This window comes from Paraburkholderia sp. RCC_158 (assembly GCF_041355255.1).
Taxonomy (GTDB): domain Bacteria; phylum Pseudomonadota; class Gammaproteobacteria; order Burkholderiales; family Burkholderiaceae; genus Paraburkholderia; species Paraburkholderia graminis.
This window is the reverse complement of the sequence record NZ_JBFUPM010000025.1, coordinates 66,960-85,932: the sequence shown is the minus strand read 5'-3', so window position 1 is coordinate 85,932 and position 18,973 is coordinate 66,960. Positions and strand designations below refer to the sequence as shown.

General features: G+C 56.4%; 19 protein-coding genes and 3 pseudogenes. 14 read left to right on the top strand and 8 right to left on the bottom strand.

The window, feature by feature from the left end:
• From AB6809_RS31315 to AB6809_RS31265, 11 genes and pseudogenes are all read left to right on the top strand, one after another.
• Window positions 1-434: glycosyltransferase family 9 protein (locus AB6809_RS31315; RefSeq protein WP_371028012.1), on the top strand; the 434-nt coding region annotated here is incomplete at its 5' end.
• Window positions 435-858: 424 nt separating this feature from the next.
• On the top strand, window positions 859-2,052 hold the full coding sequence (locus tag AB6809_RS31310) for a hypothetical protein (RefSeq protein ID WP_371028011.1): 1,194 nt from the start codon (window positions 859-861) through the stop codon (window positions 2,050-2,052).
• A gap of 52 nt (window positions 2,053-2,104) precedes the next feature.
• Window positions 2,105-2,845, top strand: coding sequence for a class I SAM-dependent methyltransferase (locus AB6809_RS31305; RefSeq protein WP_371028010.1), 741 nt, complete (start codon window positions 2,105-2,107; stop codon window positions 2,843-2,845).
• 11 nt (window positions 2,846-2,856) lie between these two features.
• Window positions 2,857-3,531, top strand: coding sequence for an acetyltransferase (locus AB6809_RS31300; RefSeq protein WP_371028009.1), 675 nt, complete (start codon window positions 2,857-2,859; stop codon window positions 3,529-3,531).
• Between the two features lie 146 nt (window positions 3,532-3,677).
• On the top strand, window positions 3,678-4,451 hold the full coding sequence (locus tag AB6809_RS31295; protein WP_371028008.1) for a hypothetical protein: 774 nt from the start codon (window positions 3,678-3,680) through the stop codon (window positions 4,449-4,451).
• On the top strand, window positions 4,451-5,422 hold the full coding sequence (locus tag AB6809_RS31290) for a GNAT family N-acetyltransferase (RefSeq protein ID WP_371028007.1): 972 nt from the start codon (window positions 4,451-4,453) through the stop codon (window positions 5,420-5,422). The genes AB6809_RS31295 and AB6809_RS31290 overlap by 1 nt, the downstream gene beginning before the upstream one ends.
• On the top strand, window positions 5,409-5,834 hold the full coding sequence (locus tag AB6809_RS31285) for an FdtA/QdtA family cupin domain-containing protein (RefSeq protein WP_371028019.1): 426 nt from the start codon (window positions 5,409-5,411) through the stop codon (window positions 5,832-5,834). The genes AB6809_RS31290 and AB6809_RS31285 overlap by 14 nt, the downstream gene beginning before the upstream one ends.
• A 26-nt stretch (window positions 5,835-5,860) precedes the next feature.
• Window positions 5,861-6,955 carry a DegT/DnrJ/EryC1/StrS family aminotransferase gene (locus AB6809_RS31280; RefSeq protein ID WP_371028006.1) on the top strand — a complete coding sequence of 365 codons (1,095 nt, stop codon included), beginning with the start codon at window positions 5,861-5,863 and terminating at the stop codon, window positions 6,953-6,955.
• Window positions 6,956-7,165: 210 nt separating this feature from the next.
• On the top strand, window positions 7,166-7,990 hold the full coding sequence (locus tag AB6809_RS31275; RefSeq protein ID WP_371028005.1) for a phytanoyl-CoA dioxygenase family protein: 825 nt from the start codon (window positions 7,166-7,168) through the stop codon (window positions 7,988-7,990).
• 24 nt (window positions 7,991-8,014) lie between these two features.
• Window positions 8,015-9,046 (top strand): FkbM family methyltransferase, encoded by a 1,032-nt coding sequence (locus tag AB6809_RS31270; protein WP_371028004.1) that lies wholly within the window; start codon window positions 8,015-8,017, stop codon window positions 9,044-9,046.
• A 76-nt stretch (window positions 9,047-9,122) separates the two neighbouring features.
• Window positions 9,123-9,254 (top strand): annotated as a pseudogene (locus AB6809_RS31265) (IS5/IS1182 family transposase); the annotation flags it as partial.
• Here AB6809_RS31265 and AB6809_RS31260 read toward each other — a convergent pair.
• Window positions 9,235-10,242, bottom strand: a pseudogene (locus AB6809_RS31260) (IS110 family transposase); the annotation flags it as partial. The pseudogenes AB6809_RS31265 and AB6809_RS31260 sit on opposite strands and share 20 nt — an antisense overlap.
• A 76-nt stretch (window positions 10,243-10,318) precedes the next feature.
• On the opposite strand from AB6809_RS31260, the pseudogene AB6809_RS31255 reads away from it, so the two are divergent.
• Both AB6809_RS31255 and AB6809_RS31250 read left to right on the top strand, forming a co-directional pair.
• A pseudogene (locus AB6809_RS31255) lies at window positions 10,319-10,473 on the top strand (transposase); the annotation flags it as partial.
• A gap of 138 nt (window positions 10,474-10,611) precedes the next feature.
• Entirely contained in the window at window positions 10,612-10,833 is a 222-nt protein-coding gene (locus AB6809_RS31250) for a hypothetical protein (protein WP_371028003.1), read from the top strand.
• A 657-nt stretch (window positions 10,834-11,490) separates the two neighbouring features.
• Here the strand turns inward: AB6809_RS31250 and AB6809_RS31245 are convergent.
• Window positions 11,491-11,838, bottom strand: coding sequence for a winged helix-turn-helix domain-containing protein (locus AB6809_RS31245; protein WP_371028002.1), 348 nt, complete (start codon window positions 11,836-11,838; stop codon window positions 11,491-11,493).
• A 108-nt stretch (window positions 11,839-11,946) separates the two neighbouring features.
• Between AB6809_RS31245 and AB6809_RS31240 the strand changes: the two genes are divergently transcribed.
• Window positions 11,947-12,561 (top strand): hypothetical protein, encoded by a 615-nt coding sequence (locus tag AB6809_RS31240; RefSeq protein ID WP_371028001.1) that lies wholly within the window; start codon window positions 11,947-11,949, stop codon window positions 12,559-12,561.
• Between the two features lie 128 nt (window positions 12,562-12,689).
• Here AB6809_RS31240 and AB6809_RS31235 read toward each other — a convergent pair whose 3' ends face one another.
• The 6 genes from AB6809_RS31235 to AB6809_RS31210 all read right to left on the bottom strand — a co-directional run bounded on the left by AB6809_RS31235 (window position 12,690) and on the right by AB6809_RS31210 (window position 18,953).
• Window positions 12,690-13,220, bottom strand: a complete 531-nt coding sequence (locus tag AB6809_RS31235; RefSeq protein WP_371028000.1) for a flagellar brake protein — start codon at window positions 13,218-13,220, stop codon at window positions 12,690-12,692.
• Window positions 13,221-13,353: 133 nt separating this feature from the next.
• Window positions 13,354-13,863, bottom strand: coding sequence for a hypothetical protein (locus AB6809_RS31230; protein WP_371027999.1), 510 nt, complete (start codon window positions 13,861-13,863; stop codon window positions 13,354-13,356).
• Between the two features lie 495 nt (window positions 13,864-14,358).
• Window positions 14,359-14,706 carry a winged helix-turn-helix domain-containing protein gene (locus tag AB6809_RS31225; protein WP_371028018.1) on the bottom strand — a complete coding sequence of 116 codons (348 nt, stop codon included), beginning with the start codon at window positions 14,704-14,706 and terminating at the stop codon, window positions 14,359-14,361.
• A 626-nt stretch (window positions 14,707-15,332) separates the two neighbouring features.
• The gene (locus tag AB6809_RS31220; protein WP_371027998.1) at window positions 15,333-16,763 is read right to left on the bottom strand and encodes a mannose-1-phosphate guanylyltransferase/mannose-6-phosphate isomerase; all 1,431 of its coding nucleotides are present in this window, start codon (window positions 16,761-16,763) and stop codon (window positions 15,333-15,335) included.
• 153 nt (window positions 16,764-16,916) lie between these two features.
• On the bottom strand, window positions 16,917-17,600 hold the full coding sequence (locus AB6809_RS31215; RefSeq protein WP_371027997.1) for a GNAT family N-acetyltransferase: 684 nt from the start codon (window positions 17,598-17,600) through the stop codon (window positions 16,917-16,919).
• Window positions 17,601-17,615: 15 nt separating this feature from the next.
• Window positions 17,616-18,953, bottom strand: a complete 1,338-nt coding sequence (locus tag AB6809_RS31210; RefSeq protein ID WP_371027996.1) for an aminotransferase class I/II-fold pyridoxal phosphate-dependent enzyme — start codon at window positions 18,951-18,953, stop codon at window positions 17,616-17,618.
• Window positions 18,954-18,973: the final 20 nt, after the last annotated feature.

Genomic DNA, 18,973 nt, shown 5'->3' with positions numbered 1-18,973 from the left:
GCTCACTGCCGTCCCTTGCCGCACTCGCGCCGCTATGGAGCGTGCCGGGTCTCTCCTTTGTAAGCCTTCAAAAAGGCCAGGGCGAGGATGAGGCCTTGGCTCCAGGTGCGCAACAACCTCTGCTGCATGTAGGCTCTGACATTCAGGACTTCGCTGACAGTGCCGCGATCATTGCACAACTCGACCTGGTAATCTGCGTGGATACAGCCATCGCCCACCTGGCAGGCGCGCTCGGCAAGCCCTGCTGGGTTCTACTGCCTAAGATCGGCACGGACTGGCGGTGGCTTCGCGAGCGTAGCGATTCGCCTTGGTACCCACGAACGGCGCGATTGTTCCGCCAGACCATCGCTGGTGACTGGAAAGACACGATCGAGCAGCTGCGGCAAGCTTGCAAGCAAGAATTATTTCCCTCGCTGGCTCCGCGGACTACCTGACGACAATTCCTTGCGCCTGACGCACATTGTTTTGTCAGGCTTCCAGACACAGCCTTAGTCGATATCCGAGCACTCTATCTACATGAGATGGGACGAGGCGCGGTCGACATGGAGTTTGCACATTCTTACTTGCGAACCCATTGATTGCGTCGTTGTGCTTTTTCTTGTGCGACGTGATGACAATGAGCTTCCGGAAGAAGTGTCTTGGTGCGGCGCAAATCCGCACGCCGGAAAGGTACCCCTAATCGCTGGGAATGTTAGCCTCGGTCTCCGTCAGCGAATTAGAGGCATTTCTTGCCGCTACTTGACGATTCAATGGCACACCCCAGCACGTAAACTCAGTGTGTTGATTCCGTGTCTGCCCGCGTTGAGCGCTTGCCTACTGCGGCCCACGCCATAACTCTATCTCACGCAGCAGTGGACCATGAACATCGTCATTCTCAATTGGCCAGATGGGGAAAACAACCCTTTTGGTTACTTTAACTCATGCCTAAAAGCCTGTTTCGAGCAGCTGGGGCGTCCAACACGCATTATTGATCTTGGCGACGGGTTTGGCCAAGAACTGTTGGACGCGCACTCGCAGGGCATCGACTTTGTGCTCACGTGGCAAGGCCTTGGAATTGGCGCGACCCAACACGCGGACAAGCAGTCGTCGACCATCTGGGACGATTTGAAGATCCCGCTGTTGTGCTTGCACGGCGATCACCCCGCCCATGCGCCGGGCAACCACAAGGCAATGTCACCATGGGTGCAGCACATCTATGGGGCTGCATCGTTTGCTTCCTTCGCTAATCGACACATCCCACGAAAGCATCCCGCCACCTACGTCCCGCTTCCAACAATCTTTCCCGATACAGTTAAGGGAGACTTCGAGGGAGACTTTTTCGTTTTTCCGAAAAACATTAATGACAACGTGGCAACCTTTGATGCGTGGAGCCGGGCTTCGCAGAGAGACACGGCCCTGTTCCTGCTCGAAGCCGCGGACGCGATCATAAGCGAATTCGGCCGCGGAAATCGCCAGAACCACCACGACATCATTGATTCGATGTTGACCCCGCAAGTCCTGCAGACATTGCAGACTGAACTTATGTCGGGTACGGAACTGCTGGTCCGCATGCATGTTCATTCGATGCTCGACAAGGTACATCGTAACGCTATTGCCGAGCACACTGTTCTCCAACTGCGCGATGTCCCCATAAAGATTTATGGCCGAGGATGGGATCGTTTCAAGACATGCAGGAGTCCAAAACACGAATTTCTTGCGTTCGGGGCGCTTTCGGACAACGCTTTCCAGTATGCGTCGAATTATGGAGTCCTCGACGCTGCTCCCACCAACGACGGCCTTCACGATAGAACAACTCGAGCGATGGCTAATCAATCGTCCTTCCTGATCGGGTCGAACTGGCCACATGCGTCGCTCCTTGGCAAAGACTTCGGCGAACTCTTCTTCGACGGGACGCCCCACGACGTCGCCGATAAAGCTAGACAAGTAATGGAGGCGCCAAAAGCACACCGTGAGCGTTGCAGAGAATTCGCGCTTTATTACCGGGCAAACTTTTCGCTCTTTGGCTTTCTGAAGCACCTTGAGTCAATCTCGAACTCCATTCGCTCCCGATAATTGAGTCGCCATGCCACCCTTTGTGTCGATCGACTATATAGGCAACTGAACCATGTCCTCCTTTGACGGGCTCGGCTACGAAGAATTTCGTCGCATGGCCGGCGACACATCACTCAACCAGCATGAAAAAATTGGCTTTCCTAGTTGGTATCGGGACGGATATGAAAAAGCGATCTTCCGGGATATTACTGGGAAGCTGACTAATATCAATGGACGCGACAAGACGATATTGGATATTGGTCCGGGCTGCGCTGGCCTCCCGCGCCTGTTGATCGATCACAGTGTGGCGTGCGGGCATTCACTTGTATTGTTGGATTCACCAGAAATGCTCTCGCATTTGCCACATCACAAAGGTGTGACGAAGATCGCTGGTTTTTATCCTAACTGCGAACAAGCGCTCGATGGTTGGAAGGGAAAGTTTGACGCGATATTGTGTTACAGCGTTTTCCAATATATTTTTGTAGAGGCCAACTTTTGGAAGTTTCTCGATTATTCCATTGAGTTGCTCGCAAGTGGCGGCCAGATGTTGATCGGCGATATCCCTAACATATCGAAGCGTAAGCGATTTTTTTCAAGCAGCGCAGGAATCCAGTTTCACCAGTCATTCACCAATTCTACCGATGTGCCAAAAGTGGATTTTCGGTCCGTCGAGACGCACTGCATCGATGATGCTGTCATCTTGGGTGTAATCATGAGGGCTCGTGCTCAAGGCTGCGATGCTTACTGGTTACCGCAATCACCGTCGCTTCCCATGGCAAATCGCCGCGAGGATGTGCTAATCGTCAAAACGTGAAGAAGGTGACCATGGAAAAGAAAAAACTTGTAATCGTCGGCGACTCTGCATTTGCGGAGATAGCGCGAGAATATTTCGATTTGGACTCGGGTTATGAGGTTGTGGCACATGCTGTGGAGCAGTGTTACTTGCAGCGTCCAGATGTTAACGGCTTGCCTGTGGTCCCATTCGAAAACCTTGAAAACATTTATTCACCCGCAGACCATAGTGTCTACGTCGCTGTAACTTATACTCAGTTAAATAGGCTGCGTGCGAGACTAGCGCGAGCGGCCAAAGAAAAAGGTTATGCGCTGGCATCCTATGTCAGTTCTCGGGCCTTCGTGTGGCGCAATGCCATTCTAGGCGAACATGTATTTATTTTCGAGGACAATACGATACAACCGTTTGTCTCGATTGGCAATAATGTCGTGCTTTGGAGTGGAAACCATATCGGCCACCACAGTGTCATTCGGGACAACGTCTTTGTTTCATCTCAAGTTGTTATTTCCGGTTTTTGTGATGTGGGTGCCAATAGCTTTCTTGGTGTAAATGCGACGCTTGCGAATAACGTCACGCTCGGTCTTGACAATTGGCTCGGTCCTAATACTGCGGTCATGAAAAATACTGATGCGGGAAAGCTTTTCAAAACCGAGCATGCTACCGCGGCAGAAGTTTCCACCAACCGCTTTTTTAGGGTGCCCGCATGAGGTGGCTCAAACATGGAGTCATATGGAAGCCGGCCGGCAGCGAATGGTGGGCGCGCAGCCATGCAACAAGCCCTACCCCAATTTGGATCGACAAGAAAACTCTTCGTGTGTACATCCAGTGCCGGGATGAGCACAACGTAGGCCGCGTGGGCTATGTCGACTTGGATCCGACCGATCCGCGAAGGGTGATTCGGCGATGCGAAGAGCCGGTTCTCGATATTGGCGAGCCAGGCACCTTTGACGACAACGGCGTCTTTCAGACGGCAGTTCTTCGCGCCCCGGATGGACGGTTATTTATGTACTACGTTGGTTTTGAATTGTGCCAGCGGGTTCGTTATCGTCTCCTCACCGGCCTTGCGATTAGTAACGATAACGGCGAGACGTTTGTGCGGGCACAGACCACGCCAGTTCTTGAGCGTGGTCCGGGCGAAGAACACTTCCGCTGCGCTCCATGGGTCGTAACGGATGGTCGACGCTTCCGCATGTGGTACGTCGCGGGCGGTTCGTGGGAAAAGATCGATGACAAACGGATGCCCGTTTATGACCTCCGTTATGTGGAATCGGACGACGGAGTTAACTGGCCCTCTGTCGGACATGTCGTACTGCCCGTAAACCTTGTTGAAGAGCATGGATTTGGACGCCCCGTGATAAGACAGACGGCAGATGGCTATCAGATGATTTATTCGATTCGCCGCCGTAGTCCGGCCCGTTACCGAATGGGTTACGCGATATCGCGCGACGGATTGCAGTGGCAACGCCGCGACCAACTGCTCGGAGTCGACGTGTCAGATGACGGATGGGATAGCGACTCGGTGGAGTTTGGGGTGGACATCCAAGCGGCAGGTAAAAAATGGTTACTTTATAACGGTAACGATTTTGGTGGCACGGGTCTTGGCATCGCAGAACTGGTAGGTATGTAATGAAAGCACGCTTTTTTTCGCCTGATGACGCTATGTGCTGGGACGATTTCTGCGATCGCTCACCCGCAGCAACCTTCCTCCATTCCCGTCAGTTTCTGTCATATCACGGTGACAAGTTCTTGGACCAGTCTATCGTCCTCGAGGACGGTGGTTCTTGGCTTGGTGTTGTTCCTGCAGCACGACATCCCACCGAACACCACATCGTGCTTTCACATCCAGGTATCACTTACGGCGGGGTGCTGCACAACGGGCGGTTGTACGGAAGCGGAATGCTGCTAGCTTTCGAGGCGGCAGCGGCGCTTTGGCGTACAGTCGGTCTTAAACGTTTGCAATATAAGCCCGTGCCGCATATCTACCAGTCGGCCCCGGCTCAAGATGACCTTTATGCGTTGTTTCGTAAAGGCGCGGTCCGGTACCGCTGCGATTTGTCAAGCTGCATTGACCTCCGTCATCGCCTTCCAGTGGCCAAACGGCGCCTACGCGCGCAAAAAAAAGCTGAGCAAGCTGATGTTAGCGTAACCGCTGGCCATGAGCATCTCAATGCCGTGTGGCGCGTCCTCGAAGAAAATCTGCTTCGCAAGCATGGCACCAAACCTGTCCACACCGTTGATGATATGAGAGCGCTAGTTGCGCGCTTTCCGGACAAAATCCATGTAATCGCCGCGACTATCGCCGGCAAAGTGGAGTCGGGAATCGTCATCTTTCTATCGAACGCTGTTGCACATGCACAGTACATAGCTTCAAGCGAGCAAGGGTATAAGGTCAATGCACTAGATCTAATTTTCGAGGTAGCCATCGAGCGATATCGTTCGGCGGGCAAGCGATATTTCGATTTCGGAGTTAGTACAGAGGACCAGGGATACAAGCTAAACGACGGCTTGAACCGATTTAAAAACGAATTTGGTGCCGGCGGCGTGGCATACGAATTTTACGAATGGAACTTCGCAGGGGATGACAATGCCGTTGAATGATTGCCGGACGATCGAATTGCCAAAAATTGCCGACCCACGTGGCAATCTGACATTTGTAGAAGGCGGCAATCATATTCCATTCGAGATTCGTCGCGTGTATTACCTTTATGACGTCCCGGGGGGATCTGACCGGGGAGCGCATGCGCACAAAAAATTGCACCAATTTGTAATAGCGATGTCCGGAAGCTTCGACATTGTGCTTGACGATGGTAATCGCCAACGAAGGTTTCATCTGAACCGTTCCTACAACGGACTTTACATCTGCCCGATGATGTGGCGCACGCTCGACAATTTTTCCTCGGGCGGTGTATGCATGGTACTCGCATCGGAGACCTACGAGGCAACAGACTATATTCGAGACTATGGTGAATTCCTAAGACTGACGCATAGCAACGAGAACGTCACAGTTTAGTTTAGGCAAACAGGCCCCTAAATATCATGAAGATCGATTTTTTGAATCTCAAGCGAGCTAACGAGCCACACGAAGAAGCTATTCGGCAGGCGGTGAGTCGCGTCGTTGCTTCAGGATGGTATGTTTTGGGCGAAGAAACGGCGGCTTTTGAAAGCGAATTTGCCAGTTTTTGTGGTGTTTCCGATTGCGTTGGCGTCGCGAACGGGCTGGATGCGCTATATCTGATTTTGCGAGCTTATGGGATTAGCAGGGGGGATGAAGTAATTGTCCCCTCGAACACCTTTATCGCCACTTGGCTTGCCGTAAGTCAGACCGGCGCGCATGTGGTGCCCGTCGAACCAGACGAGCAGACGTTCAACATAGATCCTGAGCGTATCGAGGCCGCTATAACACCCCGCACGCGTGCGATCATACCCGTCCATTTGTACGGCCAGCCGGCGGACATGGACCGGATCAACGACATAGCACGCAAGCATGGGCTGCGTGTAATCGAAGATGCGGCTCAGGCGCACGGCGCGTACTACAAGGGGCGGCGCACCGGCAATTTAGGCGACGCGGCAGCCTTCAGTTTTTACCCCGGCAAGAATCTCGGTGCGCTAGGCGATGGTGGCGCTGTGACCACAAATGATCGGCAACTGGCTGCGACTATTCGTAAGTTACGTAACTATGGCTCAAGCGTAAAATATCAGCATGAGTTAGCCGGGTTAAATTCGCGATTGGACGAAGTGCAAGCGGCAATTTTGCGCACAAAACTCCCTCATCTCGATGCCGAAAACGCTCAGCGGGCGGTGGTCGCGTCCGCTTATATTGATGCTTTAGCTCCTTCTCAAGTGAAACTGCCTGATGTCGCGGCCGGGAGCAACTCCGTATGGCATCTCTTCGTAGTCAGAACGCCCGATCGAAATGCGCTGCAGTCATACCTGACCTCGATGGGAGTGGGTACTTCGGTGCATTACCCAACGGCGAGCCATCACCAGCCGGCATATGCAGACCAGCAATGGCCGGAACTCCCAATTGCTGATTCACTGCAGTCGCAGGTATTAAGTTTGCCGATGGCGCCGTATCTAACTGCTAATGAAATAAAGATTGTGGTGGGAGCGGTGCTTGAGTACCTTCAGTAATGACTTCGGGCCTTCTCATGACCACGTCGAGTAAGACGACTACATCCGCGCAGGCTCCATCGATTACTGTGCAACGGCGTTTCACGAAATGATGGTCATTAAAATGTCCGAATCGGTGTGCTCCGTGGCTACTCAGTGCACGGCGCGGATCTGCACCTCAAGTTGAAGTCACGAAGGTCGACAACCCAAATGAAAATGGGGAATTGCAGCATGACTAACCCGCATTTCGATGCCTACGGCGTGTCCGAGCGTTTTCATCAAGCCGATACGATTGACGAGGCAATTGCCGAGTTGCGGATCAACGGCTACACGACACTCGCCAGCGGTTTCAGCACGGATTTTATCGATTCACTCAAAGCCGGTCTCGACCGGACCTATGCGAAACAGGTTGCTGAAATCGGTGCTGAATCCGACCTGTTAAGCATCAATGATGCGGACATCGCTCGGTGCATGCTGTCGTACGAAGCGGACTACCTAAAGGTGGCGACCGCTGCCCCATTGATGGAACTTACCAGACGTTTCCTGGGGTCCGAATTCGTGCTCATTATGCAAAACGGCATCATTAATCGGCCGGATCGAAAGAACTACCAAGCGAAGTGGCATCGGGATCTCAACTATCAGCATTGGACCAGTTCAAAGCCGATGGCGATGAATGCACTTCTGTGTATCGACGAATTTACTTGCGAGAATGGTGCAACTTTCGTTCTTCCCGGAACGCATCACGTCGCGCCTTTTCCGACCGATGCCTTCGCGCGGAAGTTCGAAAAGCAGTTAGCCGTGCCGGCTGGTGCGTTCCTGGTCTTAGACGCAATGGTCTTTCATCGGGCCGGTATCAATCAGTCATCTCACGTTCGCCGGGCCGTGAATCACGTCATCGGACTACCGTTCATGGCGCAGCAGATCGACATCCCAAGCGCAATGTCTCGCAACGGCGCGGCGGTTCCCGACGATCCGGCGATCCGGCAGTACCTCAATTTTCGCTGGGCACCCGCGGCAGATGCGATGGAGTGGCGCCGGCGGCGGATCCTTCGTTGAAGCCTAATTTCTTGGAGTGCGGCAATGCTGACTGGACTATACGGAGCAGGATTTCTTGGGCGCAAAATCGGGCGGGCAATTGACACCCCGTTCGTGTTTGTGGACGACACGCCTTCAAAAGTCGGAACTGTCATCGATGAACACGACGTAACTAACTTGGAGCAGTTCTCCCGGAACGGGCCCTCTCACAGTCTGGTGTTGTACGTGTGCATCTTCCAGCCGGGCTTCTCGTACCTGAGGAAGCGCGATCAGATTCGCGCGACATACCCCGGACTGGACGTCCGTCCATTTACTGAGCTGTTCCATTCGTCGGCATCCGGAGTACTGCCCTACCTCTTCTTTGAATCGCCAACCGACCTCTCCGAAAAGCTGGGTCTGTACGAGAAAATCAGCCGGCTTTTGAATGACGATCTATCCAGGAGCACGCTGTCTGGACACCTTGCATTCCGGCTAACGGGGCAGTTTGAGAAGATTGTCTCGACGCCACGTCGCGATCTTTCGTTCCTTTGCGACGTTCTCTCGCCCCTTGTAACCTACGTCGATGCGGGCGCGTTCGACGGTGATACGGCCGAGGATTTTGTGGCCATGACAAAGGGCCGATTTGGTCACCTATGTCTCGTCGAACCGGACCCGAACAATCTCTCTCGAGCCGAAAAGCGCTTCGCTGACCTTTGCAGACCCGGTCGCATAACCTTCCGGCAAGAGGCCGTATCCGACGTGCGCGGTCTGATGGGCTTCAACGCCTTGGGTTCAGTCGGATCGTCCCTCGACCCCGACGCTGACAACAAGGTGAAAACGTCGTTGCTTTCCGATTTCGATAGCGAGGGCCAGCTTTACATCAAGCTCGATATCGAAGGCGCGGAAATCCCCGCAATTCGCGCGTCGATCGATTTCATTACGTCCCGCCGTCCCATACTCGCCATCAGTGTCTACCATCGACCGGACGACCTTCTGAACGCCATAAAACTTCTAGAGGGCATTGAGGGCTACGCGTTTTACATTCGGTGCCACGGACCTGCGGGGGAGGATCTGATGCTTTATGCAATTCCAAACTAGGGAAGGTCTGCAAAAGTCCTGGCGTTGACGTCTGGGTGGACTATCTTGGGAGAAGGCCGGTGTAAGGAGTTCCGCGATGACACAGCTTGGTCTTGGACTGGATCTTTCAACGAAACGCACGCGCAAGCGGGAATTTCTCGATGAGATGAGGCGTGTTGTGCCATGGTCGAGATTGATTGCGTTGATCGAACCGCACGATCCGAGAGGGTGCTCAGAAGTACCTGAATGATGCGTGCGTTCTTGTTGGCAAGCGCAACGCATGCCCTGTTATAGCCTCGACGCGCAATCAGCTCCTGCAGCCAGCGGCTTCGGGCATCGAGCTTGCCGGACACGCGGATCAGGACAGATCTCGCTCCGTGAATTAACAGCGTCCGTAGATACTTGTCTCCTCTTTTACTGATGCCGTAGAGTTGCGACTTCCCACCAGACGAGTGCTGCCTGGGCACTAGGCCAAGCCACGCCGCGAGATGACGGCCATTCCTGAAACCATCAGCGCGACCGACAGCAGCGACAATTGCCGTCGCTGTAATTGGGCCGACTCCCGGCACGGCGGCGATCTTCTGACACAGAGCCGAACGGTTCATGAACGAGCGAATCCAGCCTTCTGCCACGGCTATTTCCTCTTCCAGAGCGCGCAAATGCTGGACAAGCGCCATGATCAGGGACTGGCAGAAGCTGGTGAGCTCCCCTTCAGTCCGTACGAGAATCTCAGGTATCGCTTTCCTGAAGGCTGCCGGAGACTGGGCTATCACGATGCCGCGCTAGCCCAGAAGACCTCTTGCCTGGTTGATAATCGCCGTTCGTTGCTGGACAAGAAGTTCGCGCACGCGATGCGCTGCCTGCATGTCCTGTTGTTCAACCGACTTCACGGCGACGAAGTTCATGGACGGCCGGGATGCCGCCTCGACGATAGCTTTAGCGTCGTTGCGATCATTCTTGTTCGTTTTAACGAAGGGCGTAACGTAGTGGGGGCTGATAAGGCGCACCTCGATGCCTGCTTCCTGGAACCGCCGCGCCCAGTGATGGGCAGAGCCACAAGCTTTCATCGCGATCGTCCGAGGACGCAAGGCCAGCACTGTTTCGATCAGGGCCGTTCGTGAAACCTTATTGCGATACACCGCCCGGCCGTGCATGTCCGCGCCGTGGAGCTGAAAGACACGCTTTGCGAGGTCGATGCCGAGAAGATCAATTTCCACGATGTACCTCCACACTGGTTGGCAAGAACGAGACGCCCAGTTTCCTCCGGAAGGTGCGTCGGGTCCATCTCAGTAGCAGTGGTTTGGTCTGTCAGACCCGGCGATGGAAGAGGCGCTTTATGACGTGCCGCTGTATCGTGAGTTCGCGGGGCTGGACGGGGTATGACGCGTTTGCCTGACGGGAGCACGATTCTCCGGTTCCGTCACCTTCTCGAAACACACGGCGTGGCACAGCGCCGGCATTTGCATGGAAACCTGGCTGCGCCGGTCAATATCAGCCCGTTGGATGTATTCCCATCCGGTCCGCTCATTCCACATGTGCGGGGGCATCCAGTATCATGCTTCACTTGTCAGTAAGGACGGACAGCGATGCAACAGTTTTTCTTGACGCGGGTGCGCACTGTCGCCTATCTGCTCGCGGTGCGTCGCGCGATGCCAAGTGAGATTGACGAGCTGCGGGTTGGCGAGGCCGACGTGAGGCTACAGGCGCTGGATACGCTAGACCGTCTACTACTCGATGTCCGGGCGGGCCGGATTAGCGAATTCCGACTGGACGAGCCCCGGACAGTTGAGGTGGTGGTCACGGATTGACCAACTCCACGCCTAACTGAGGTCAGGCTGGCAGGCGCGCCAGTGGCTTTCGCGAAGGTCGCTCGCGGAAATGGTACCGGCGGCAATCAGACCGCTCCTGAAATACCGAGATACGTCTAACGAGCGCCAAAGAAGTTCATCGGGTACCGCGTCGCTGAAACCGTCCGTTCCCGTTCCGCAAATCCCGGGACGAGGATTCCAAGTTTGTAGGCAAGCACTCGGTCAATACCGTCGCTCTCTCGATTGACGCGCGATGATTGTCATCAGGGACAAGCAAGCGGCTCATAGAGGATCGAAGAATAGCCAGTCCCGAATGCAATACGCCTGCCCTCCAGGCCACGTGATCACCAGTCGCCGGCAATGCCGACAACGCGATAAAATTCGAGATCCGCTTGCTAGCAAAGCAGACAAAGAGACGCCATGCGCGCACCGTTTTATCGGCCAGCGGACCATGCGTTCGGGATGTTGCATCTGTGATACGAAGTGTACGGCACGGTGGACTTCAACAAGGTCAATGGAGCGGCGGGCGTGGAGTTGCCAGGCCGCAATAACCAGACGGGCATTGCTGTTGGTCTGCGAAACTTCTTTTGACCGGTGATGGGTAGATGGCAAGTGCGATAGTCTGACCTGTCAGGTAAACCGACAGTGTAAGGAACGTCAGATACGCTTCGCCGCTTTGGCGAAAGCTTCTCCCAGCTTGTCGAAGTGCTTCAGCGCAGCCTGTGTGAGTTCGATCTGCTTGCGACGAGCGTCCTCCGTATCGGTGAGCTGCAACCAGCCCTTTTCTCGCATCGATGTGATTCGGGCGTGCAATGTGGCAGGCGACCCCAACTCGCTTTGCGCCATCATGTCCCGTACTGACAGCCGGTTCATGGTCTGCGTTGCGCGAGCTACAAACTCAAGTATTCGCTCTTCGAGCGGATCGAGCGGGGCAAGCGTAGGCAAACCGCGCAATGCCTCGGTCAGTTGCAGGAATCGCAGGTAGATATCAGCAGGACGTGTCATTGCGTACGCACTGTTGAGGATGGGCTGTTGAAGATAGGTGCTCGCGAGACGACATGCAGGCGCGTTATGCTTCGATCGAAAATAAACATGAAAGGGTAGTCTACTGCAATGTCTAGCTTACGTTTGCATTTCTGGTCGATCACCGGGACGCAGATTGCGTTTTTGGTGTCGCTGTGGATCAACCAGGAGGTCTTCACTCATACGTCTTTCGTTCGAGGCATAAACTGGATTTTCCTGCCGTCCGGTGTTCGGCTTCTCAGTACGTTGCTGGTGGGGTTCGATGGCGCAATCGGCCTGCTGCTTGCCGGTCTGATTACCGATCTTCTTTACTGGTTTCCGCATGACCCGGTGCGCGCGATCGCGGGCGCGTTCATCGGATCTCTGGCACCGTATCTGGTCTACCGGTTTGCGCTTGAGTATTACGATCTGCGTGCATCACTGACTAACCTCACCCCGAAGCGGCTTCTTGTTCTTGCTGTAGCCTATTCGATAGCAAACCCCCTGTTCCATCACTTGTGGTTTGCGTTGACGGGTACGACGAAAAGCTCGTTCGAAAGCTTCTTTAGCATGTTTGTCGGCGACCTGACTGGCGCGTTAATCGTGTTGTATACAATGAAGAGTATTCTGGCTTTCCTGTCGGTACAACCGGGTCAAGCTCGCACGGATGGCGTGTTCAGGGTTCGGGTGGCGCTAGACAGCGCCTACAACAATCAACTGCGGTAGTGCGGGATGTCTTTGAGCGGATATCCAAATCTTTCGTCCTGTGATTAAGTATGGTTACGAAGTGTCACGCGGGTCCGAGCACCGGACTTGTCGGTTTAACGACATTGGCCACTCCACCAAGCGACAGATCATGCATTTCCAGACGGAAGCGCTGTCCCTCTGACAGCGCACCGCTGCCAAAATACGGATCGAGCATGGGGGGCAACGCGGAAATATTCGCGCCGTTGGACGCGAATAAGCACTTGAGGTAGTTCCACTTCGAACGCGGCGATACCGTCGCGCGAGATTTCGTGTGGCTTACCAGTTGTGAAATTCACTTTCACACCATCTGGCAATGCACTAAAGCGTAGCTTGCTGGCTGCCAGGACGGCGTGGTTCCCAGTCTTCGACGCTCCATAATCGAAGGTGAACGTTTTCGATTTTGCGTCGATGTCTAGCACACGCGTGATGATCTGACCGTTGCCGTAGTCTGCTGTCAGGAAGTCTTGTCTGGTCGCAAGAAGGCGCAGGAAAGTTCCAATTTCTAGTGGATTGCGTAAGCCAAAACCGGTATCGTTTGCGCTCTCCCCGTTGTCTACCTTGGCGGATGGCAGTAGATAATTTCTTTCTGAGACTCTCGTACTGGGAGCAGAAAAGAGATGATGTAGTTTGCGCAGCACGATAGAAAACTAATAACGAATTTTAGGCATCCCCGCGCTACGCGCAATTCAAGGACATGCGGATGATCGGCTAAAGCTTCACAGTTGCACTTCGCACGGTCATTGGGCGCGGTCAAAATATATGCGGCACCGCTCAAGAATGAACCGAGCAGAGTCGCTCATAGAAATTTATCCAATCTACCGCAAGCAGTGGAATCGTTTTATCGCTGCGGGCGCGGTATGAAAAGAATCGCATCCATCCATCAAGAAAAACACCCTGTCCAGGTCGAAGCACGCAGGGCGGTCTTGAAACACGAGGCAATTGTACCCCTACCATTTGTCTGGCGAGTTCATCGAGCGACGAGGTCATGGGGGTGGCGTGCCGATTTGCGCTTTCTGGTTGCATCGAAAGATAACGTCGAACGGCGTCTTCTACGAGACCTGTGGAGAGTTCGACAAAAGAGGCCCCAACATCATCCAGAATTGTCGATGCAATAGCTTGCTTCGCCGCGTCTGCGGTCGTGCGTTGGAGAGCAACCAGCTTGGCATGTAACGGCAGTTTGTGAAACGTTGTTTCGCCTCCTCGCAGCTCCTCTTGGAAGATCGGATAGCACCCGAGCCACGAGGGGGAAACGTAGCCGACCGATCGAGATTCCTCGATCATTCCATGGACCGGGACGGCGCGTGCGTGTTGCTGCAGTTCTCTCAGGTTCATCGTTATGAAAATAATAACGTTCAGACTGCGGGTGGGCAAGTGATGCCGCGCAAAGTGACGGCTGCAACTGGGTTAGCGGTCATCCCAGCGAAAACTTTAGGGGCTTACAGCAACTGCGAGAAAAGGCATCGCCCTACCGCCGTATCCGACCGTGCAAATCGGCATTTCATATCACTTTTGACTTCCCCGCAGCCTTGCGACGCGCGCTGCAAAGCAGGCGAAGGGAATGGTCATAAGCCGATCATGGACTCGATGCTAACAGCCCCCAGGCTAGAACAGCGGAGCCACCGCATATGCTGCTGCGACGGTCTTCGCTTTCGTCACCTTCGCAGCATTAGTTATGCCGATGGCGCCTCGACCTCATTTCTCTGCGCCAAATTCATCCCGCGGTATCAGCCCGGCACTGGAGTATGCGGGCGACATGGCGGCTTTGGGGTCCCATTATCACCTGTCCAGGGCCGTCATCACACACGCCGACAGCCGGTCGAAATACCGCCAGGCAGCCTCAGTAAGCTCGATCTGTTTGCGCCTGGAATCATCAGTGCCCGCGAGCCGGACCCAGCCTTTTCTCCGCATCGATTTCAGGCGACCGTGAAGCGTCGCGGGCGAACCGAGTTTGCTCTGCGCCATCAGGTCCCGGACTGATAGCCACTCGTTGTCCTGTGCGGTGCAGGCTACCAGCGTCAGAATGCGTTCTTCGAGCGGGCCAAGCGGTAGCAGGGACGATCCCTCACCAGGCAAGGCCCCGGTCAGTTGCAGGAAGCGCAGGTAAGTGTCAGCTGGGCGCGTCATAGGTGAAACCTGAGCCTTGCAAGTGGGCTGCCCGGGCAACGACGCGAACACGGTCTCGTCATAGCGGTCAGAATCCGCTTCCTCGCGAAGATAGACATTGCTGTCTTTTGCGTCGTCCCGCCCCGCGAGCATCTTTACGTCCATTGCCAGCACCGCCGCGCTCAGGTCACGGATGATCTGGCGTGCCTGCTCCGATGTCAGTCGAAAGCCGTGTTCGCCTGCGGCAATCGACATCTCCGATGCCCTCTCCACCGACAGGCGCATCGCGACATGCTGGCTCGTGGCGTCAATCTGCCAGTCCTTTATCGCCGCTAACGAAGGAGAATCCGTGTTCTCCGCGCCTTCCATAGGGTTCATTTGGCCCGACATTTCTGTTCGATGGGTGCTTTTGCCCGTGCACCCTGCTGTCGTCCCTAAGACAGTGCCCAAACCCGTTCCGCGTCAAGCTTCTTTAGCCAGATTTTGCACGATGTGGACATAACTCCACATCGTCCAGCGGGATCGGGCAAGCCTTCTGAACACCACCAATATGAGGGCAAGCCAACGCTGTGCTTCCAGGCGGCGCTACGCGTCGACCGGGAGTCCGAAATCGGGCCCGCCGGCTCGGCAGCTCAGCCTTTGCGCCGTCACGCCTTCGGCACGCGGCCGTAGGTGTCTTCGAAACGGACGATATCGTCTTCGCCGAGATACGCGCCCGACTGCACTTCGATCAACTCCAGCGGAATCTTGCCCGGGTTCAACAGTCGGTGCGTAATGCCGAGCGGAATATACGTCGACTGATTCTCAGTCAGGATGATTTCCTTGTCGCCGTTCGTGACGAGCGCGGTGCCCTTGACGACGATCCAGTGTTCAGCGCGATGGTGATGCATTTGCAAGCTCAGCTGCGCGCCGGGGCTGACGACGATGCGCTTGACCTGAAAGCGGTCGCCGCTGTCGATGCCTTCATAGGAGCCCCACGGCCGGACCACGCGGCGATGCGTGACCGACTCGTGACGTCCCAGCGTATTCAACTGCGCGACGATCTTCTTGACGTCCTGCGCCTGGTCGCGATGCGCGACGAGCACCGCATCAGCGGTCTCAACGATTACTACGTTATCCAGACCAATCGCCGCCACCAGACGATGCTCGGCGCGAATGTACGAATTGGTCACCGCATCGGTGAGCACGTCGCCGATCTGCGCGTTGCCTTGCGCGTCACACTCGGCGATCTCGGCGAGCGCGGTCCAGGAACCAATGTCGTTCCAACCGAGATTCGCCACGGCGACCACGGCGGCACGCTTAGTTTTCTCCATGACGGCATGGTCGACCGAAATGTTCGGGCTGGCGGCGAAGGCTTGCTCGTCCAGACGCACGAAGTCGTTGTCGTGCTGCGCGGCCTTCAGCGAAAGCTCCGCCTGCAGCGCGATTTCCGGCTCGTAGCGGCGCAGTTCCTCCATATACGTGGACGCCTTCAGCATGAACATGCCGCTGTTCCAGTAGTAGCCGCCTTCCACGATGAAACGGCAGGCGGTCGCGGCATCCGGTTTCTCGACGAACGAGTCGACGGCGAAGGTCGATGCGCCGTCGACGAGCGCCGCGCCCGCACGGATATAGCCGTAGCCGGTGTGCGGCTCCGTCGGCGTGATGCCGAAGGTAACCAGGTAACCGTCCTTCGCGATATGCGCGGCATCCCCGGCCGCCTTGACGAAGGCCGGTTCGTCCGCGATCACGTGATCAGACGGCAGAACGAGCAGCAACGACTCCGGAGAATCGCGCAACGCAAGCAGCGCCGACACGGCGATCGCGGCCGCCGTGTTGCGGCTGACCGGTTCGAGCACGATCGCCGACGACTCGACGTCGACCTGGCGCAACTGTTCGGCGACCAGAAAGCGTTGCTCGTTGTTCGTCACGACGATCGGCGCAGCGATGTCGGCGACGCCTCGTAGCCGCAGGGCGGTCTGCTGAACCAGCGTGTTTTCCCCAGTTAGCTTCAGGTATTGCTTAGGATATCCGCCGCGCGACATCGGCCACAGCCGGGTGCCGCTGCCGCCGCAAAGAATCACTGGATGAATCTGCATGGTCATATTTCCTTTCTACATGTTTTTATGTGGTCAATACATCGTTCCGTCAGCGCTGCGTGCGCCGGGCGGATCCTCTCAACCCGTCAGGCACCGCAACCGCCATGCTCACGGATATTTAGGCTCGCCAGGCGGCGTTCCTGAACGGCCCGCTCAAGTCCTTCCTGCAAACTGCATCCGCACCGATTCGAGTTCGCGGGGCAAACGCCGCGCGGGCGGGCCGCGGCGCGGCAATTCGACAAAACCCAAGCGTCGATACAGATCGTAGGCGCGGGTATTGCTGACCAGCACATCGAGGACGATCTGCTGCCCGCCTTCGTCGTGCATCAAGCGGGTATTCAATGCATTCATGAACAGCGCGCTGAATACGCCCGTGCCGCGCCTCAGTTCATGCGTCGCGCAATGGGCGATCAGAGTCTGCGACGATTTCGGCGCGGGCAATTCGCTCTCCAGCACCAGTCCGCGCGACAGCATGCGAACGGTGCGTCGCACGCCGAAAAACAGCAGCAACATCAGTGCGACATGTGGATCGTCGAGCCACGTTTGACGGCCGTCGTGCACCGCCAGCACTCCCACCACCCGATCGTCGTCGGTCACGGCCACGCGATGACGCCGGTACGAGAAGCGGCCGCGTTTAGTCGTGAACGCGAATTCCAGAAATTCGATGCATGTGCAGGGGAGTTCACCGAGAAAAAAACCGAACTCCCGCACGCCCGAGGCGAAGATCAGCGGCGCGCATGCTTCGGCGTCTTCCGGCCGCGAAGGGCGAAAGCGTAAGGTGCCCGGCTCGCTGTGACGATGGCGCCCCTCGGTGCGCTCTGCTTGAACGGCGTACATGGCAGCCTGTCCTCGTTAACGGGGCAGGCGCCTGAGCGCCGCGATGGTCCGGCTGATCTGCTCGGGCTCGTGTGTCGAACAGATGAAGAACCGCAGACGTGCCGCCTTCTCCTCGACGGCCGGATAGAAGATCGGCTGCACGTTGATCCCGTCCGCGAACATCGCGTTGGCCCATTGTGCCGCCTTCAAGGTGCTGCCGGTAATGATCGGTACGACCGCATAGCCCGCGCTTTTGCCAGTATCGAGACCCGCGGCGCGCGCTTCGTCGAGAAACTGTTTGCCGCGCGCGCGCAGCAGCGCGACTCGTTCGGGCTCGGCGATCAGGCGCTCGAGCGCGGCGAGCGACGCCGCCGCGAGCGAGGGCGCGAGACCCACGCTATACAGGAAGCCGGGCGCGAGATGCCGCAGAATATCGACCAGCGCCTGCGAGCCGGCGATAAAACCGCCGCACCCCGCCAGCGTCTTGCTCAGCGTGCCCATCCAGATGTCGACGTCCGCGCTCGCCACCTCGCAATGCTCGCGCACGCCCTTGCCGCGTGCGCCAAGCACGCCCAGCGAGTGCGCCTCGTCGACCATCAGGAAGGCGGCATGGCGATGTTTGATCGCGACGAACTGCGCGAGATCGGGGATATCCCCGTCCATGCTGTACAACCCTTCAATAGCGATCAGCACGCGCCGGTAGTCGCGCCGCACGCGCGCGAGCAGCGCGTCGAGGGCCTGCCAGTCATTGTGCGGAAAGCTCAGTCGCTTCGCGCCGCTCAACTGCGCGCCCTGCACGATGCTGTTGTGCGCAAGCGAGTCGTGCACAATCAGGTCGCCCTGCCCGAACAGCGAGCCGATCACGGTCACGTTGGTGGCGTGGCCGCTCACGAACACGACACAATCGTCCGCCTCATAAAACGACGCGAGCGCCGTTTCCAGTTCGCGCTGCACCGGCCGTTCGCCGGCAACCATCCGGCTCGCCGATGCCGACGTGCCGTAACGGTCGATCGCTTCTTTCGCGCGCCCGGACACCAGCGGATTGCCGGCGAGCCCCAGGTAGTTGTAGTTCGCGTAGTTCAGATATTCGGCCCCGCCGATCCGCGTGGTTGCGCCTGCCATGCCTTCGTGCACGCGAAAGAACGGCGACTGCACCTGCAGCTTCTCACTCATCTGCCGCAGGATTTCGACCTGCTGATAACCAGGCATTGTCTCGAAGCTGCACAGCGCGGCGCGAGAGGCGTCCTGCGCCGCGCGCGTGCCGCTGACGGCGAGCGGTGCGCCGGGCGTCTTCACTTCTTCGGAGACGCGCTCCAGTTGCCGCATCAACGCCTTGGCGGCGAGTTGCTGGCGGATGTGATTGCCCAATCCCATAGTCTTCCGATAACCCCGTG

What these genes read in the sequence shown, in the direction of transcription:
- AB6809_RS31245 (WP_371028002.1), bottom strand. Translation starts at nt 11,838, where the DNA reads ATGACACGTCCTGCTGATATCTACCTGCGATTCCTGCAACTGACCGAG.
- AB6809_RS31270 (WP_371028004.1), top strand. Translation starts at nt 8,015, where the DNA reads ATGCTGACTGGACTATACGGAGCAGGATTTCTTGGGCGCAAAATCGGG.
- AB6809_RS31210 (WP_371027996.1), bottom strand. Translation starts at nt 18,953, where the DNA reads ATGGGATTGGGCAATCACATCCGCCAGCAACTCGCCGCCAAGGCGTTG.
- AB6809_RS31275 (WP_371028005.1), top strand. Translation starts at nt 7,166, where the DNA reads ATGACTAACCCGCATTTCGATGCCTACGGCGTGTCCGAGCGTTTTCAT.
- AB6809_RS31310 (WP_371028011.1), top strand. Translation starts at nt 859, where the DNA reads ATGAACATCGTCATTCTCAATTGGCCAGATGGGGAAAACAACCCTTTT.
- AB6809_RS31225 (WP_371028018.1), bottom strand. Translation starts at nt 14,706, where the DNA reads ATGACGCGCCCAGCTGACACTTACCTGCGCTTCCTGCAACTGACCGGG.
- AB6809_RS31280 (WP_371028006.1), top strand. Translation starts at nt 5,861, where the DNA reads ATGAAGATCGATTTTTTGAATCTCAAGCGAGCTAACGAGCCACACGAA.
- AB6809_RS31230 (WP_371027999.1), bottom strand. Translation starts at nt 13,863, where the DNA reads ATGATCGAGGAATCTCGATCGGTCGGCTACGTTTCCCCCTCGTGGCTC.
- AB6809_RS31290 (WP_371028007.1), top strand. Translation starts at nt 4,451, where the DNA reads ATGAAAGCACGCTTTTTTTCGCCTGATGACGCTATGTGCTGGGACGAT.
- AB6809_RS31305 (WP_371028010.1), top strand. Translation starts at nt 2,105, where the DNA reads ATGTCCTCCTTTGACGGGCTCGGCTACGAAGAATTTCGTCGCATGGCC.
- AB6809_RS31220 (WP_371027998.1), bottom strand. Translation starts at nt 16,763, where the DNA reads ATGCAGATTCATCCAGTGATTCTTTGCGGCGGCAGCGGCACCCGGCTG.
- AB6809_RS31250 (WP_371028003.1), top strand. Translation starts at nt 10,612, where the DNA reads ATGCAACAGTTTTTCTTGACGCGGGTGCGCACTGTCGCCTATCTGCTC.
- AB6809_RS31215 (WP_371027997.1), bottom strand. Translation starts at nt 17,600, where the DNA reads ATGTACGCCGTTCAAGCAGAGCGCACCGAGGGGCGCCATCGTCACAGC.
- AB6809_RS31285 (WP_371028019.1), top strand. Translation starts at nt 5,409, where the DNA reads ATGCCGTTGAATGATTGCCGGACGATCGAATTGCCAAAAATTGCCGAC.
- AB6809_RS31240 (WP_371028001.1), top strand. Translation starts at nt 11,947, where the DNA reads ATGTCTAGCTTACGTTTGCATTTCTGGTCGATCACCGGGACGCAGATT.
- AB6809_RS31300 (WP_371028009.1), top strand. Translation starts at nt 2,857, where the DNA reads ATGGAAAAGAAAAAACTTGTAATCGTCGGCGACTCTGCATTTGCGGAG.